This is a genomic window from Candidatus Zixiibacteriota bacterium (genome assembly GCA_022865345.1).
In the GTDB taxonomy this organism is placed as follows: Bacteria; Zixibacteria; MSB-5A5; order MSB-5A5; family RBG-16-43-9; genus RBG-16-43-9.
The window spans coordinates 1-15900 of the sequence record JALHSU010000124.1; the positions used below are offsets into that span (position 1 = coordinate 1).

11 protein-coding genes are annotated in these 15900 nt (G+C 44.2%); all 11 read right to left on the reverse strand.

Annotation, left to right across the window (positions count from 1 at the left end):
• A partial coding sequence (locus MUP17_05410) for a dihydroorotate dehydrogenase electron transfer subunit (protein MCJ7458409.1) occupies window positions 1-771 on the reverse strand: 771 nt, incomplete at its 3' end.
• 41 nt (window positions 772-812) lie between these two features.
• On the reverse strand, window positions 813-2825 hold the full coding sequence (locus tag MUP17_05415) for a TonB family protein (GenBank protein MCJ7458410.1): 2013 nt from the start codon (window positions 2823-2825) through the stop codon (window positions 813-815).
• A complete protein-coding gene (locus tag MUP17_05420) occupies window positions 2822-3721 on the reverse strand; it encodes a radical SAM protein (protein ID MCJ7458411.1) in 900 nt (299 codons plus the stop codon). Before MUP17_05420 ends, MUP17_05415 begins: the two co-directional genes overlap by 4 nt.
• A 526-nt stretch (window positions 3722-4247) precedes the next feature.
• Entirely contained in the window at window positions 4248-4985 is a 738-nt protein-coding gene (locus MUP17_05425) for an NAD-dependent deacylase (GenBank protein MCJ7458412.1), read from the reverse strand.
• A gap of 352 nt (window positions 4986-5337) precedes the next feature.
• Window positions 5338-5754 (reverse strand): ferritin, encoded by a 417-nt coding sequence (locus MUP17_05430; protein ID MCJ7458413.1) that lies wholly within the window; start codon window positions 5752-5754, stop codon window positions 5338-5340.
• Window positions 5755-5982: 228 nt separating this feature from the next.
• The gene (gene carB / locus MUP17_05435; GenBank protein MCJ7458414.1) at window positions 5983-9243 is read right to left on the reverse strand and encodes a carbamoyl-phosphate synthase large subunit; all 3261 of its coding nucleotides are present in this window, start codon (window positions 9241-9243) and stop codon (window positions 5983-5985) included.
• Between the two features lie 329 nt (window positions 9244-9572).
• Window positions 9573-10670, reverse strand: a complete 1098-nt coding sequence (carA, locus tag MUP17_05440; protein MCJ7458415.1) for a glutamine-hydrolyzing carbamoyl-phosphate synthase small subunit — start codon at window positions 10668-10670, stop codon at window positions 9573-9575.
• A gap of 189 nt (window positions 10671-10859) precedes the next feature.
• Window positions 10860-11825, reverse strand: a complete 966-nt coding sequence (locus tag MUP17_05445; GenBank protein ID MCJ7458416.1) for an RluA family pseudouridine synthase — start codon at window positions 11823-11825, stop codon at window positions 10860-10862.
• A 251-nt stretch (window positions 11826-12076) separates the two neighbouring features.
• Window positions 12077-12613, reverse strand: coding sequence for a signal peptidase II (gene lspA, locus MUP17_05450; protein ID MCJ7458417.1), 537 nt, complete (start codon window positions 12611-12613; stop codon window positions 12077-12079).
• A gap of 18 nt (window positions 12614-12631) precedes the next feature.
• Window positions 12632-13021 (reverse strand): TraR/DksA C4-type zinc finger protein, encoded by a 390-nt coding sequence (locus MUP17_05455; protein ID MCJ7458418.1) that lies wholly within the window; start codon window positions 13019-13021, stop codon window positions 12632-12634.
• A 23-nt stretch (window positions 13022-13044) separates the two neighbouring features.
• Window positions 13045-15900, reverse strand: a 2856-nt coding sequence (gene ileS / locus MUP17_05460; GenBank protein MCJ7458419.1) for an isoleucine--tRNA ligase, incomplete at its 5' end; no start/stop codon positions are given.

The window sequence follows — 15900 nt, forward strand, 5'->3', positions numbered from 1 at the left end:
CACCGGCCCGTCCTTGCAGACCCGCTTATATCCTTCAGACGTTTTGACCACACATCCCATGCAGGCACCTATGCCGCAGGGCATATGGTTTTCCAGGCAGATCTGGCAGTCAAGCTTGAATTTCCTGGAGATCTCAGAGACTTTTTTGAGCATCGGATTTGGACCGCAGGCGAAGAATTTCGTCCTCTTTGCCTTAATCCTTCTACTTTGAAGCTCCTGAAAAAAAAGCTCAGTAATCATCCCCTTATATCCTGAGCTTCCATCCTCTGTGGCTAAATGGAGTCTTATTCCGGTGGAAACGATCTCGTTTATAAGGAGGCATTCATCTTTCCCCTTGACTCCAAAAAAAAGAGTGATTTTCTCAGGATTAAATTTCTTCGTAAGAAGAGAATTAATAAGATAAAATAAGGGTGCTATTCCCATCCCCCCGGCTAAGAGTACTGCATTTTCATCCTTTGCAGGCAAAGAAAACGAATTCCCCAAAGGACCTAAGAGGTCTATTTTTTCTCCAGGTTTTTTTTCGGAAAGGATTTGGGTTCCTGGCCCAACCACTTTGAAGAGAAGCTCAAAATTATTCTTTTCCTTTTCCACCTGATGAATGCTGAAAGCCCTTCTTAAAAGGGGAGAATATGACTCGTTCACCCTCAGATGACAGAAGTTCCCGGGCAAAGCTTTTTTCGAAACAGAGGGCGAGTGAATCTTTAAACGGAAGAGTCTCTCACCTAAGTTTTCGACTGAAAGGAGCAGCCCTTCTTCTTTCCTCTGGTTCATCTTTCCCCTTTTTTATCCATTTAAGGGATATATTTATTTCCTCATTGTTGCGGTTGCTGAGGAGGGACAACCTCTACCTCATACAAGAACCAATCATTTAATTGCACCGGGTTAATCAGCGTCGGGTCGAACTCTGTCCTTAAGGCTGCATCTTTAGCCGCGTCATCAATTTCCTGATTATTCAAGGAATTTACTACAGCCACATCCGTGACCTTTCCGGTGAAATCTATCTTTATCTTCAAACCCACCTTGCCCTTGATCCCGGTCTCAAGCTGAGCCTGGGGGTAGTAAAAAATACCTTTGACTTTCGGCGCAGGAGCTTTGGGTATTCCTGAAGGCACAGGTGTAGTTTTGGTAGAATCCGCAGTGGTGTCAGAAGGTGCTGGTTGAGTTGTCTGAGGCGGAGGCAGAGGAGCCTTGACCACTTTAATCCCCAGTCTCTTCTTGGCAAAATCAGCATACTCGGTTTGCGGGTATTTGTCGATTATCGCCTGGTAAGCCAAAGCCACACTGCTATCTCCCGGATTCTGATATTGCTCCAAACTCCAGGCCAGGGCACACTCGGCTTTACAGGCATACCTGGATTGAGGGTAATCGCTGACTATTTTCTGGAGGATCACCCTGGCCGAATCAACCATTCTTTCCTGGAAAAGCAGGCTTTCTGCCACCGCATACTCCTTTTCAGCCAGGTTCACCTGCAGAGACTCCTCTGGCAGGGAAAGATACGCCAGTGCATTTTTAGAGTAATCGCTATTAGGATACTGTTCTATAATCTTATGATAATACTCCTTGGCTTTGGCGCTGTCCTGATAAATATTCTCGTAAATCCAGGCCACCGCGTAAACGGATTTAGGCGCATATTCACTTTCCGGATATTTATCCACTACGGTCTGGTATTCAGTCAAAGCCGATTCAGGCAGGTTCATCTCGGTAAGGTAAAATTCCGCTAAATGGAAAAAGGGCTCAGCTACTTTCAACGATTCCTCTTTTGTCACCTGTTCCTGAAAACTGGATAATTTAGAGATGTCCGCACTTTTCTCTAAAGATAATCTGGCAAAGGGTGAGGCTGGCCTGTCGGTCTTTGTCTTGTCGAATAATTCCTGGGCTTTTTTCAGGTCGCGCTTCTCCTCCAGATTTATCAAGCCAGCCCGATAATACGCTTCAGCCGATTCTTCGGTCCGGGGAAAAGTCAGAGTTATCTCCTCATACTTTTTTAAAGCCTGGTCCAGACTGTCGGAAAGCTTGTACCCGTCAGCTATTTTCAGCTCTATCCGGGGAAGATATTTGGTATACTTTTTCTCCCTGGATAAATCTAAGAAGATCTTCAATCCTTCTTTATAATCCTTTAAGCTATAGGCCGATTCCCCGGTCCAGTAAATAGATTGGTAGAGCAGATCTCCCTGCTTCCCGTATTTTCTTACTTTGGAAAAGCTTTCCTTGGCCTGGGTAAAATCTTTTAACTCGAAATACCCTTGGCCGATCCTGAACTGTGCTTCAGGGTTGAGCTCATCTTTAGGGTATTGTTCCAGCATCCGCTTGTAGAAGTTTATCGCCTCAGCATATTCACCCTCCTCGAATTTGATCTCCCCTAATTCGAAGCAGACCTCGGATTTTCTTTTCTTCATTTTTGGATTATCCAAAAGGGAGATCAATGCTTCGGTGGCTTCTACTTTGTTACCCTGTTTATAGCGGCTTAACCCCAGATAATAATAGGATTCCTCGACCAGGTTGCTTTTAGGGAAACTGCTGACCAGCTCCTGAAATTTCCTCTCCGCCTTAGGATAATCCCCCAGATTGTAATATGACTTTCCAATGAGGAACAGGGCATCATCCACCCATTTGGATTTAGGATTAAAGGTCAGGACCTTGGAGGCTTTTTTAATAGCATCCTGGTAGTCCTTAACCTCTGTGCCTGAGGCTACCTCTCTTTTTGCTTTCTTCTGAGACTTCTCCGCCTTCTTATATGTCTCCTCTGCATGATAAAAGGTGTTATAATATACACAGGAAAAACTAAAAAGCAAAAGGAGTGTGCAGATAAAAATTACTTTTCTCATTCGGAAAACTCCTCCGGTTGCACCCAGCCAGAAGAAAGACCACTAAGGTTAAAATAATCTAAAGCCAGATCGTATTCTTGCTTCTTTATTCTCCGGTCCAGCGGGGGGAAGCTTTTTGCCTGGTACGCAGGGAAATATTGCCCCATCAGACTGACCCAGATTTTGTCCGAGACCTCATGGGCTAAAAATTCAAAGGTCTTCAAACTGCCGACAACATTTTCAGGGAGTACCAGGTGGCGAACAATGACTCCTGAGATAGCCAGTCCGGAGGAATCCAGTTTCAGATTGCCTGCCTGTCTGAACATCTCTTTGATATTCCTCTGATTGATCTTAACGTACCTTTCCGCTTTTGAAAAAGTGAAGGCTTTATCATCTTCAGAGTAGCGCATATCTGGGAGGTAGATATCTATGACCCCGTCTAAAAGGGATAATGCGATTTCAGATTCATACCCAGAGGTATTATAAACGATTGGCAGGGAACAACCCTTGTCCCAGGCAAAGGAAAGAGCCTCTAAAATCTGAGGAATGAAATGGGTGGTGGTTACCAGATTCAGGTTGTGTGCTCCTTTTCTCTGCAAATCGAGGAACTTCTCAGACAACTCTAAGGTTGAGATCCTTTTTCCTTTCCCCATCTGACTGATCGGATAGTTCTGGCAATAAACGCACCTCAAGCTGCAATTAGTGAAAAAAACCGTGCCTGACCCTTTTTCCCCGGAAATGGGAGGCTCTTCGCCAAAATGAAGATTACAACTTGCTATCATGACGTCTTTGCCGCTTCTGCATTTTCCTTTTTCACCTTTGAGACGGTTAACCCCGCATTCAAACCCACAAAGACGACAGGAGCTTAAGATTTTATAGGCCTCTTCAACTCTTTTGTCTATATCTGAAACTCTCATCAAACTAAATACGATAAAGAATCCGTGGAGTGTAAAGTCTAAAGACTCTGGCGGCTTTAGCTCTACCTTTTCCCTCCCTTAATGGCCGATAAAAGCCTTACGGCTCGTAGAGGAGGGATATAAGGGAGGGTGAAATCATTTTTTCCCCCTCTCCCTAACCGTTCGGCTGAGCTCCCGCCGAAGCCCTCTCCCACCAGGGGAGAGGGAACTATCTGTAGCGTCCTCACTCCAGTCCTACGGATCCGTTCATAGGATGAGGACGTTTCTCCGTTGCCAGAGAAAGCCCCCATAGGACAAGAGTGGCAACACTACCCTTTTATTTCGAGTTAAAACAGGTTTCATCTGTTAAACCTGAAGGTTTATACTCCAGAACCTGTATCTGTTCATAGCCACTTTAGTGGCGAAGTCGATGAAATAACCTCACAGCAGATGAAGCAGATTAAACGGATGTTTGTAAAAGGTTTATCAGCCTCAAGGTCAAATTCGACTTAATCCTGACAATCAGCTGTGAATACTTCTCCTTTTTCTATTCCTGCGTTTCCCTTATCGCCCCAGCTATTTCAGGCATAATCTCCCCGGCTTTGCCCAATAAAACCTCATCTGCCAAATCAGACAACTCGGTCCTTTCGATATTTATTTCGACCAGATAAGCTCCTCCCTGCTTTGCCACAACTGGCAGGTGAGCAGCTGGGTAGACTATTGCTGAGGTGCCTATGGAGAAAAAAATGTCGCATAAAGAGGAAAACTTATAAGCTTCATTTATAGCCTGAGATGGCAGCATCTCACCAAACCAGACCACATCCGGACGAAACATCCCGCCGCAAGTGCATTTAGGAGGAATTTCTCCTGAAGGAAACTCCAACTCTTCATATTTTCGCCCGCATTTTATGCATTTGTTCCTCTTTATATTTCCATGCAGTTCGATAACCTTTTTTGAGCCCGCTTTCTGGTGTAATCCATCCACATTCTGGGTTATAAGGTGGAAATCTTCAAAAAAATCTTCCATTTTCACCAGGCTATGGTGACCCGGATTTGGCTTGATCTCAGAGATAAGTTTCCTCCTGTATTGATACCATTCCCAGACCAGTTGGGGATTGGAGATAAAGGCATCAAATGTAGCCAACTCCTCTGGTTTGAACTTTTTCCATAGCCCATCCTTCCCTCTGAAAGTAGGAACCCCGCTTTCCGCAGAAATCCCAGCCCCAGTTAAGACCACTACGCGTTTATCCGATCTAAGCAAAGATTTTAAAGCCTGTGAAAACATATATGGTCCCTGTAGTAGGTATTATAAATCATTAAATATGAATATCAAGAGTTAATTTTGGGGAGGAACGTAGGGGTTCGATTCATCAAACCCTAATGTAAATCTGTCATTGCGATGAGTCCGCATGACGACGAAGCAATCCCTTGATGTACAAAAAGTAGTGACACGGCATAGCGTATCCCTGCGAAAACAAAAAAAAGAGACGCATGCGATACGTCTCTACGAATTCTTTTCCCCTTTCCTTAAAGGAGAGGGTTGAACTGAGACCATTTATACCTTTGCCCCGCCTTGCCCTCAAGGTGGGATTTAGCGTAGGGGCGTTCAATTGAACGCCCCTACAAAAGATTCAAATCTATTTCTTCTTCAGCAGGGTCTGAAACTCGTTCAGGTGTCCTTCTTCATCTGTGAGGATATCCTCAAACAGCTTGCGGGTTACGACATCTTTCTCCTCATCCGCCAAGTTGATGATCTCCTTATAAAGCCTTATAGCATCCTTCTCAGCCTCAATATCGAGTTCAATCATATTGGTCAGGGTTTTGCCGATCTTAATCGGAGTGGGCTGGGTGGTAGGCACTCCTCCTAAGAAATCGAGTCTTTCGGCTATAGCCTCAGCGTGCTTCATCTCTGTGACAGCTGTTTTCTTGACGATTTCAGTCACTGCCGGGCTTTCCATCCCGTCACCCATCACGTGCTGCCACATATACTGAATGGATACCGCGATCTCCCGGGCAATCGCCTCATTCAGTTGGTCATTTAACTTTTTGCTCATCTATCCCTCCGTTTCTTGATTACGGGTTAATTTATTTGTAACATTTTAACAAAATTCCTAAAAGAAAGCAAGAAAATTTTAAAGGGGGGAAGAAATTTTTTATGGTTGGTTTATCTTGTCATTCTGAGTCCGCAGGACGAAGAATCTGCCTTATTGCCAAATTCGATAGATTCTTCGGTCGTCCATTCGGACTCCCTCAGAATGACAAAAAAGAACATAACGCCACGGCTACTCTTTGAAATAATCCTGCAAAGCCCTTACCTCTAATTCTTCTTTAAGCAGCCCCTCGATAGCATTAATTGCTGCCTGGGCTCCGGAAAGGGTGGTTATGCAGGGGATGTTATATTCTATTGCTGACCTGCGGATTGAAAAAGAGTCAATATGTGAAGTTCCGTCTGAGGGGGTATTGATGACCAGGTCGATCTCCTTATTTTTCAGTCGATCGACAATGTTTGGCCTTCCCTCTTTGACTTTATAAACCGGCTCCACTTTAATCCCGCTATTTGCCAAAACCCTGGCTGTGCCGGAGGTCGCAACAATCCTGAAGCCGAGACTCTCCAATCTCTTGGCTAAGAATACCACGCTTCTCTTATCTTTATTTTTTACGCTAATGAAAACGGTTCCCGTTTTCGGAAGTCCAGAGAATTGATTCGGACCGGTATAGGCTTTGGCAAAAGCTTTTCCTAAATCCTTGTCTATCCCCATAGATTCACCAGTCGACTTCATCTGAGGGCTTAATAGAAAATCTACTTCTGAGAATTTTATAAAGGGAAATACCGGCACTTTTACCGAGACATGATTTATTCGAGGCAGTCTCTGAGGCAAGAGCTCTTTTAACTTTCTGCCTACCATTACCTTGGCTGCCAACTTAGCCAAAGGTATTCCGATGCTTTTGGAGACAAAGGGAACTGTTCTCGAAGCCCTAGGATTAACTTCTAAGAGGTAGACCTGCTCGTTTTTTATGGCATACTGGATATTCAAAAGCCCGATGATCTTCAATTCCCTTGAGATGACCTTAGTATACTCCCTGATCTTTTCGATCTCATCTTCAGACAGAGAATAAGGGGGAAGAACACATGAGGAATCCCCTGAGTGGATTCCGGCTTCCTCGATATGCTCCATTATGCCGCCGATGAAGGTATCTTCTCCATCCGAGACTGCATCTACTTCTACTTCTATGGCATCCTCGATAAACTTGTCCATCAGGATCGGATGCTCAGGCGAGACTTCTTTTGCTTTTTTTATATATTCATCTAAAGAGTTCTCATCATACACAATCTGCATTGCCTGGCCACCCAGAACATAGGAAGGCCGGATCAACACCGGATAGCCTAATTGAGTTGCAGCAGATTTTGCTTTTTCGGGATGGATTATAAACCTGTTAGGCGGTTGAGGTATATTCAGCTTCTCCACAACCATGCCGAACTTCTTCCGGTCCTCAGCCAGGTCGATATTTGCAGGAGAAGTGCCAACTATATTTACTCCAGCCTTTTCCAAATCCAATGCTAATTTCAACGGAGTCTGTCCGCCAAACTGAATCGCCACTCCAAAAGGTTTTTCTTTTTCGACTATGTTCAGAACATCTTCTTTGGTGATAGGCTCAAAATATAATCTGTCTGGTGTATCGTAATCAGTGGAGACCGTCTCCGGATTGCAGTTGACCATGATGGTCTCAAAACCCTCTTCCCTGAAAGCCATGCAAGCATGCACTGAGGCATAATCGAACTCAATCCCCTGACCTATCCGGTTGGGACCTGTGCCAAGGATTATGATTTTCTTCTTTTCCGAATACCTCCCCTCGTCCTCCTCTTCGTAGGTGGAGTAAAAATAAGGGGTGTAAGATTCAAACTCACCGGCACAGGTGTCCACGGTCTTGAAAACTGGAATAATCCCTGACGATTTCCTTTTTCTTCTGATCCAGTCCTCATCTAAACCTAAAAGGGCTGAAAGCTGCTTATCAGAAAACCCATATTTTTTAGCCTTCAGCAGAAGCTCATACGGGATTTCCAGTTTGGTTCTTTTGTAACCTTTTTCAAAAAGGTCCAGACTTTCTTTTCTGTACTCTTTCAGCTCTTCTTCTAAGTCCACTATCTCCTTGATCTGATACAGAAACCATTGGTCGATTTTGGTAAGATTATAGGCTTCCTCCACCCCCATTCCCAGTTCAAACCCCTTTTTCAGGTATATGACCCTTTCCCTGTCCGGTACTATCAACTTCTTTCTGAGTTCTTCTATGCTGTGATCTTTATAAACAGACGAGTCGGTTAAACCTGAATAACCTGCCTCTAAAGACCTGAACCCTTTCTGCAATGCCTCTTTGAAATTTCTTCCAATAGCCATAGCCTCACCCACAGATTTCATCTGGGTGGTAAGAACCGGGCTTGCTTCTGGGAATTTGTCAAAGGTAAAGCGTGGAATCTTCACTACCACATAATCCAAAGCCGGCTCAAAACAGGCTGGAGTCTTTTTGGTGATATCATTCGGTATTTCATCCAGGTTATACCCTACTGCAAGCTTGGCTGCGATCTTGGCAATGGGAAATCCTGTGGCTTTTGAGGCTAAGGCTGAGCTGCGGGAGACCCTGGGGTTCATCTCTATAACCAAAAGCCTGCCTGAGTCAGGATTTATGGCAAACTGGATATTGGAGCCTCCGGTCTCCACTCCGATTTGACGGATAATCTTAATCGCCGCATCCCTCATTCTCTGATATTCTTTATCAGTCAGAGTTTGAGCAGGAGCAACAGTTATCGAGTCCCCAGTATGAATCCCCATCGGGTCTAAATTCTCAATAGAGCAGATTATCACCACGTTGTCCTTTTTATCCCTCATCACCTCCAATTCATACTCTTTCCAGCCGATCACAGATTCCTCAATTAAAACCGACTTGACCGGGCTTAAATCCAGACCCAACATCACTGTTTTTTTCAGCTCCTCTAAATTGTATGCGATCCCACCTCCGCTCCCTCCGAGCGTGAAGCTTGGCCTTATAACCATTGGGTAACCCAGCCTCCTTGCCAAAATCTTTGCCTCGTCAATGGATTTGACAATCCCGCTCCTGGGAACTTCCAAGCCTATCTGGGTCATTGCTTCTTTGAAAAGCTCTCTCTGCTCAGAAAGCTTTATGCTTTTCAAAGGTGCACCTATAAGCTCAACTCCATACTGGTCCAAAATCCCTGAGTCTGCAAGCTGTGTTGCTAAGTTCAGCCCGGTCTGGCCCCCTAAGGTGGGAAGGAGTGCCTGTGGCCTTTCCTTTTCGATTATCTTTTCTAAAATCGGCAGGGTCAAAGGCTCTATATAAGTCTTGAAAGCAAGTTCCGGATCAGTCATTATAGTTGCCGGGTTATTATTTACCAGGATTACCTCATAGCCTTCCTCTTTCAAGACCTTGCAGGCTTGAGTGCCTGAATAATCGAACTCACAAGCCTGCCCGATCACAATCGGTCCTGAGCCGATTATCAGAATCTTTTTTATGTCTGTTCTTTTAGGCATATTTTGAAAAATTCGGCGGGCAAGGTGCCCGCCCTACGAAATAAGAATTCCCGATATTCGTCGGCAGGGCTCCCAACCCCGCAAATTCAAGCCTGTTACTCGTAGCGTCCTCACTCCCGTGAGGACGATTACGTTTCCCTCCCTTGACGGGAGGGATAAAGGGAGGGTGAAATTTCTCCTCCTCTCCCACAAGGGGAGAGGGAAAACTGATTTCTCACAGCTGATTAGTATGATTAAGCAGATTATCCGATGTTGCCATCTGATTAATCCGCTCAATCACTTGTGAACACCTCCGCGCCAACATATTTTCATTTGATGGACCTAAAGGTTCACACTCCAGTTTTCATCAACTCCATAAACTTCTCAAAAAGGTAATCCGAATCATGGGGTCCGGGTGAGGCTTCCGGATGATATTGCACTGAGAACAAAGGATAATCCTCATGCCGCATCCCCTCGACCGTATTGTCATTCAGATTTAGATGAGTCAAAACCAGACCTGCTCCTTTCAGGGAGCTTTCTTCCACTGCAAAACCATGATTCTGAGCAGTGATTTCTATTTTCCCGGTAATCAAATTTTTCACCGGATGGTTTGCCCCATGATGCCCGAATTTCAATTTAAAGGTCTTTGCACCTAAGGCTAAAGCTAATATCTGATGTCCCAAGCATATTCCGAATATGGGCCTTAAACCTATTAGCCTTCTCACCGTTTTAATAGCATAGGAAACCGCCTCTGGGTCACCTGGTCCATTGGACAAAAATATCCCATCTGGTTTTCTGAAAATAACATCTTCAGCCGGCGTGAAAGCCGGCACAACTGTCACTTCACATCCATAAGAAGAAAGTTTCTTTAAGATATTATACTTGATCCCGAAATCATACGCAATGACCTTGTAGATTTTCTCCTTTTTGACTTGATATTTCCCATCCCATCTGAATTCAGTTGGAGCAGTAATCTCAGAGACTAAGTCCTTTCCCACAATGCTCGGAGAATCTTTTGCTTTCTGGACTAATCTATTCCTGTCTAAATCAACAGACGAGATTATCCCTTTTTTCGCTCCGAAATTCCGCAGATGTAAGGTTAATGCTCTGGTATCAATATCCTCGATTCCGATTATATTATATCTTTTCAAGAATTCATCTAAGTTATATTGAGAGCGCCAGTTTGAAGGGAAAAGAGAATGCTCCTTGACCACAAAGCCCTTGACAAAAGGTTTTTTCGATTCAAAATCCTCTTCGTTCAAGCCATAATTCCCGATCAGGGGATAGGTCATCACCACAATCTGGCCATTATAAGAAGGATCAGTCAGGATCTCCTGATACCCCATCATCGAGGTATTAAAAACCACCTCACCAGATGACTCACCAATTGAGCCAAAAGCTCTCCCCTCAAAAACCTTCCCATCTTCTAAAGCTAAGATTGCTTTCATAGTCGTTTTCGTAGCGTCCTCACTCCCGTCCTACTGATCCGTTAATAGGAGGAGGACGTCCCTTCGTTGCCACAGGAGTGGCAACGCTACATTCCGTCATTGCGAGGAGTCCATCTGGACGACGAAGCAATCTGTCCAGAGTAAAAGGATTGCTTCGTCCCTTTCAGGGACTCGCAATGACCCATTGTATCATCGCTTCCTCAAAAACTCCAACAGCCCTTTCATATCCCCCGGCAATTCCGATTCAAACTCCATATATTTTTTAGTTCTCGGATGAACAAATCCGATTTTCTTCGCATGCAGCGCCTGTCTATCAATTAATTTCAAAACCTGATTTGCTAAACCTTTCAAATCCCCCTTTATCATCCCCAGATGCTTTTTCCTGCCACCATATTCCGGGTCGCCCATAACTGGGTGGTTCAGATATAAAAAATGGACCCTGATCTGGTGGGTCCTTCCGGTTTTGAGCTTGATTCTGAGGTAATCCCCAAGTGGGAATCTCTCCAAAACCTCATATTCGGTAATTGCCTCCCTCCCTTTTTGCTTTACCACAGTCATCATCTTTCTATCACCGCCGGACCTTCCGATCAAAGTCTCTACCACACCTTTCTCTTTGGGCAAATTCCCCCAACAGAATGCCGCATATTCCCTGGTTAGAGTTCTGTTCTTCAGTTGATCAGCCAGATTAGTATGCGCAAAATCATTTTTTGCTACGACCAAAAGCCCGGAAGTGTTTTTATCCAGCCGGTGAACGATACCCGGACGCAGGACTCCATTTATGCCGGATAAATCTTTACAGTGAAACAGAAGAGCATTGACCAAAGTGTCTTTGTAATTCCCGGCTGCAGGATGAACCACCATCCCGGCAGGCTTGTTGACGGCTAATAAGTCCTTATCCTCATAAACAATATCCAGAGGAATATCCTGTGGCTCTAAAGATAACTTTTCTGGAGGGGGAATTTCAATAACAATTTTCTCGTCACCTTTTATTTTGTAATGAGATTTTACCTTTTTATCCTGAACTGTAATCTTACCCTCGTCAATCAATTTCTGAATCCTGGAGCGGGAAAGATTGAGATTTTTTCCTGCGAGGAATAGATCCAGCCTTTTGCCTTTATCTTCTAAGGTAGGTTTTAACTGAATAGTCTGGTCCATATTATTCTGAAGTTGCCTAATTCATTGGGCATTCTCTGGCTCGATAAATCGAGCAACTACATTCCGCAATCCTCAAGTCGGTAGCGTCCTCACTCTGTGAGGACGACTTATATTCGCAGTCATTGCGAGGAGTCCATTTGGACGACGAAGCAATCTACTTATTGTGGACGGATTGCTTCGTTCCGATAAATCGGAACTCGCAATGACAACTCAAATCTGCTTAATCTGTTCAATCAGCTGTGAATACTTCCTTACGTTGCCTCAGGAGAGGCAACGCTACCGAGTTTTTGGGGTCTTATCACATACCACAATATCAAAATCATTCCTATCGTTACTGCACTATCTGCTATGTTGAAAACCGGCCAGCGTTCCATATAAAAACCTGAGAAATCGATAAATCCCAATTTAAACGGAGGAATCCTTATATTTATGAAATCAAAATCCAGAAAATCTATAACCTCACCCAGCCGGAAGCGGTCTATGAGATTGCCTAAGGCACCTCCCAGGACCAGGGCAAAGGATATTTGTAGCAATTTATCTTCTCTTTTACTTTTTAGGAAAAAGTAGCCGGCGATGAGTATGGCAAAAATCGAAAGGAAAGTGTAGAAAAGATTCCCCCCTAATTTAGTGCCGAAGGCACCGCCGGGATTTAAAACATAGGTCAATCTAAAAAAATTGTCCAGAACCGGGATGGACTCACCTATTTTCATAGAGTTTGCCACCAGGGCTTTGGACAATTGGTCTAATAATAAGACCAGAAGGCTAACCCATAAGATTTTTCTTCTCAATTCCTTAAAGCTAAAAGGCTATTCGCTTTCCACCAGCTTCTTTTTCTCTTCCTTTTCCTTGCACTTGATGCACAGCCGGGCATGAGGGACTGCCTCTAATCTGGTTGCGCTTATCTCCTGTCCGCATTCCTGACACTTGCCGTAGGTCTTGTCTTGTATGCGGCGCAGAGCCTCGTCGATGTGGTAAAGAAGTCTTCCGTTCTTGGAGGCAAACAGGAACGCCTTTTCCCTTTCCATGGCATCAGTTCCCTGATCAGCCATATGATAAGAATAGGAAGACAGGTCTCCGGTGGAGTCCTTGATGGTAGTGTCCAGGGCATCCTTTTTCAGAAGCCCTAACTCAGTGATAAGCTCAGCCCTTTTAGCCAAAAGTAGCTTTTCGTATTTTTCCAGGTCTTTTTTCTTCATCTGCTGATTATCCTTTGGTTTGATTAAATCCTGGCAACTGATATTTCTGCTTTTTCTCCGTTAATGTCCCATTCCAGGGAGAGTTCTCCTTTCTCTCCTGCCTGGGTTATAGATTTAGCTAAGGTCTCCTTTTTGATATAATCCTCAAAAGCTTTAATTGCCTTTTCTAATCTTTCGGTTCCTTTTATGTCAACTTTAATCCGATCCATTACCACAAAACCGGCCTGCTTGCGCATATTCTGAATTTTATTGACCAGCTCCCGGGCAAAACCCTCATCTTTCAGAGTCTCGCTTATATACGTATCAATCCCAATTTTGTATCCATCCCCAGATTCTATGACCAGCCCTTCTCTCTCTTTTTCCTCTAACTCCAGGTCATCCAGGGAAACCTCGATTTGTTCCCCGTCCAGTTTAAGGTAGGTTTTCCCCTGGGCTTTCAGTTTCACCAGCTCCTCAGAGCTTAAGGAGCGGATAAGCTCAGCCACCTTATTTGCCTTGTTGCCGAACTTGGGACCTAAGGATTGGAACTTAGGCTTGGCTTTATATTCAAAGAGCAAAAGCTCGTCCTGAACCAGACCTATATCTTTAACATTTATTTCCTCAGAAATCAAGGATAAAATTGGCTCCAGCTCATCTTTTTTTGCCCGGGGGGGAATTAAAACTAACATCTTCTCCAAGGGCTGCCTGATCTTTATGCCGGCTTTGTTCCTGCCTGCACGGGCTAAGGAGGAGATTATCCTTGCCTTGTCCATCTTATCCTCTAACTTGAGATCGATTAATTCCTCCTCAACTTGAGGATAATTTTCTAAATGTACGCTTTGGGCAAAATCCTTTCCGACTTTTCCGTCTAATTCCTGGTAAAGCTCTTCTGAGATAAAAGGGACAAATGGAGCAATCAGTTTGCACAGATTGATTAAAACTTCCCACAAAGTCTGGTAAGCAGAAAGTTTATTTGAATTGAAGCCTGACTGCCAGAACCTTTTTCGGTTTCTTCTGACATACCAATTAGAAAGGTCCTCAATCGTGAAATCCTGAATCCTTCTTGAAGCTCTGGTTATGTCGTAATTATCTAAATCTGCTGTTACCTCTTTAATCAGGGAATTGAGCCTGGAGATTATCCACCTGTCGATTTCCGGACGTTTCTCTTCTTCGATTTTTTCCTTCGGAGGTTCGAACTTATCTATGTTGGCATAAAGAGCGAAAAAGGAATAGGTATTCCTCAAAGTGCTCAAAAATTTGCGCTCGACCTCAGTTACCCCATCCATATCAAAACGGGTTGGAAGCCAGGGCTGGCTCACCCAGATCAAATACCATCTTAAAGCATCTGCTCCCTGAAGATTCAGGACATCCCAGGGGTCGACCACGTTCCCCCTGGATTTGCTCATCTTCTGCCCTTCTTTGTCCTGTATGAACTCGATAACTATGACGTTCTTATAAGCCGGCTGGTCAAAAAGGAAACTGGAGATGGCTAAAAGCGAATAAAACCAACCTCTGGTCTGGTCAATCGCCTCACTGATAAACTCTGCCGGGAACATCTCCTTGAAATATTCCTTATTCTCAAAAGGATAATGGAACTGGGCATAAGGCATAGAGCCAGAGTCAAACCAGCAGTCGATAACCTCAGGTGTTCTTCTCATCAACCCTTTACATTTTGAACATTCAAAGGTTATCTCATCGATCATCGGTTTGTGCAAATCAAGGTCTTGAGGGACATTTTTGCCCAGTTTCCTCAATTCCTCGATGCTGGATACGCTCTTTTCTTCCTTGCATTTCTCGCAGATCCAGATATTTAGAGGAGTTCCCCAGAACCGCTCCCTGGAAAGCGCCCAATCCACGTTATTTTCCAGCCATTCGCCAAATCTTCCCTCTTTTATCTCCCCTGGATACCAGTTAATCTTTTTATTATTGGCAATTAATCTTTCTTTATAAGCAGTGGTCTTGATATACCAGGACTTTCGCGCATAATAGATCAAAGGGGAATCGCATCTCCAGCAAAAGGGATAAGTATGCCGGTATTTTCCTGAAAAGTAGAGCAGCCCTCTTTTTTTCAAATCCTCTAAAATCTTTGGGTCAGCATCCTTGACAAAAACGCCTTTCCAGGGTGTGACTTCATCGGTGAAACTTCCAGTACTGTCCACTGGCTGGACTAAAGGTAATTTATAAACAGTTGAGAGGTTATAATCATCTGCTCCAAAAGCTGGCGCTATATGAACAATACCGGTTCCATCCTCAGTGGTGACAAAATCAGCTAAGCAGACATAAAAAGCCCTGGTCTTGTCAACCTTTGCGTACTCGAACAGTGGAACGTATCTTGTCTTCTCCAGAGTCTTCCCTTTGAACTCTTCCAGAATCTTGTATTCCCCGTGAATAGCTTTATCTAAAAGTGGTTTAGCTAAGATTAACTTTTCCCCTTTGTGTTCGATTTTGACATAATCGACATCTGGATGAACTACTAATGCAACATTCGAGATCAAGGTCCAGGGTGTGGTTGTCCAGACTAAAAAGTATGTATCCTCAGACTCTTCCAATCTCATCCTCACAAAGACTGACGGGTCTTCTGTGTCCTCATACCCTTGAGCTACCTCATGGGAGGAAAGTGTAGTTCCGCACCGGGGACAATATGGAACGATTTTATGCCCTTGGTAGATCAATCCCTTTTTGTGATATTCAGACAAAATCCACCAGACAGATTCTATATATTCATTGGTATAGGTGATATAGGCATCTTTCAAATCCAGCCAGTAGCCGATCCTTTCAGTCAGCTCATCCCAGTCCTTCAGGTATTTGAAAACGCTCTCCCTGCATTTGGCATTGAAATTGGCAACCCCGTATTTCTCCACGTCTGCTTTGGATTTTAACCCAAGCTCCTTCTCAACCTC